This window comes from Vreelandella songnenensis (genome assembly GCF_003002925.1).
GTDB classification, from domain to species: domain Bacteria; phylum Pseudomonadota; class Gammaproteobacteria; order Pseudomonadales; family Halomonadaceae; genus Vreelandella; species Vreelandella songnenensis.
Genome location: NZ_PVTK01000028.1, coordinates 1 through 2,112, shown reverse-complemented (window position 1 = coordinate 2,112; position 2,112 = coordinate 1). Strand labels below are relative to the sequence as shown.

1 protein-coding gene is annotated in these 2,112 nt (G+C 67.3%); it reads right to left on the bottom strand.

Features of this window, described 5'->3' with window-relative positions:
• The coding region (locus B0H98_RS16870; RefSeq protein ID WP_106376227.1) for an FAD-binding and (Fe-S)-binding domain-containing protein at positions 1-2,112 on the bottom strand (2,112 nt) is incomplete at both ends.

Here is a 2,112-nt window from a genome sequence, read left to right as displayed (position 1 = left end):
TCCGTGCAGTGCGACAGCAGCTTGAACCCCGGGTCGGCCAGGTGGCGTGCACCCTGCGGCAGGCTGTCGAGGCGCGTGGCCAGCCACTCCTGCAGCATCAGCACCTCGGGCACTTGCCCTGGCCCCAGCGTCTTGACGTACTCCTGGCGGTAGGTCAGCGTCATGGCCGGGTCGATGCCCACCAGGGGCACGTCAAACTCCTGCAGCGCCCGCAGTCGGCGGGCCTGCTTCGCTGCCGTACGCGCAAACGCCCCCAGAAAGCCCTGCACGTGCAGCGGCTTGCCGTTGGCACTGAACGGCATCACGAAGACACGCAGGTCAAGCCGCGACAGCAGCTCCACCACGTCCATCACCAGCTTGGCTTCAAAGTGGGTGGTAAAGGCGTCCTGCACCAGAATCACGCTATGGGCGCGCTGCTGTTCGGTCAGCAGGGCCAGTGCGGTCGGCGTGGCCTCGGCTACCCCCCAGGCGCGCAGCTGCTTTTTCACGCGGGCGCGAGACAGCGTGGGGGAGTCGCTCATGCCCAGGCCCTTGCGCATCAGCGCCTCCACCCAGCGCTGGCCGATCACGGCGTTATACACCGGGGCGATGGTCGCAAGCGCGGGCAGCATCCGCTCGGTATGGCCAATCACGTAGTCGCGCAGCGGGCGCAGGTAGCGGCCGTGGTAGACCTCCAGAAACTGGGAACGAAACTGCGGTACGTTGACCTTGATCGGACACTGCCCGGCGCAGGACTTGCACGCAAGGCAGCCCGCCATGGCGTCGTAGACCTCGTGGGAGTAGTCGTGGTGGCGCTCACGGCTGAGCGTGTTGATCAGGCGCTGGGGCAAGCGCAGCAGGGCACGGCCCGCGCCTTCGCTTTGGCGCTGGCGCGACTCTTCCACCACGTCGATACCCGCCCGGGACTGCAGCCGCAGCCACTCGCGGATCAGGCTGGCGCGCCCCTTGGGTGAGTGAACGCGATCACGGGTCGCCTTCCAGGACGGGCACATGGGGTCGTCAAGGTCGTAGTTGTAGCAGGCGCCGTTGCCGTTGCAGTACACCGCCGCGTCATACGCCTGCCAGGCGCGCTCGTCGATGGTGCGATCCAGCTGGCCGCGGGTAGGCACGCCGTCCACGCTGAGCAGTGCGGGGTCGCTTGCCCGGGCGATGAGCGCCGGGTCCTCGGCGGGCGAGGCGATCTTGCCGGGGTTCAACTGGTTGTACGGATCAAACGCCGCCTTGACCCGCTGCAGGCTGGGGTAGAGCGCGCCAAAGAAGCGGGGCGCGTACTCGGAGCGCACGCCCTTGCCGTGTTCGCCCCACAGCAGGCCGCCGTATTTCTGGGTCAGGGCGGCGACCTCATCGGAGATCTCGCGAATCAGCGCTTCCTGGGCCGGGTCCTTCATGTCCAGCGCCGGGCGCACGTGCAGCACGCCGGCATCCACGTGGCCGAACATGCCGTAGGCGAGGCCGCGGGCGTCCAGCGCAGCGCGAAACTCGGCAATGAAGTCGGCCAGGTGCTCCGGCGGCACGGCGGTATCTTCCACGAACGGCAGCGGGCGCTTTTCGCCCTGCACGTTGCCCAAAAGCCCCACCGAGCGCTTGCGCATGGCGTAGACGGCGTTGATCTGCTCGCGGCCCTCGGCCAGGGTGTAGCCCAGCCGCTCGACGGTGGCATCCTGGCGCAGGTGATCAGTAAAGGCCTGTACCTGCGCGGCCAGGGCCTCGGGGTCATCGCCGCTGAATTCGATCAGGTTGATGCCGCGAATCGGCGTCTCGCCCGCCGGGAAAAACGCCGCCACGCCGTCCCAGACAAAATCCGCCATGGCAAGCGTCAGCACCGTATCGTCGATGGTCTCGATCGACGTGGGCCGGGCGCTGCCCATCAGCGCCTTGGCATCGCGCAGCGCGTCCATGAAGCTTGCATAGCGTACGTTCACCAGCGTGGCGTGCTTGGGAATCGGCAGTACGTTGAGCACGGCCTCACTCAACAAGCCCAGCGCGCCCTCTGAGCCGCACAGCAGGCTGTTGAGGTTGAGCTGGTCCTGTTCATCGCGCAGGTGGGCCAGATCAAAGCCGGTCAGGCAGCGGTTCAGTGGCGGAAACGTCGCCTCGATCACGTCCCGCTCT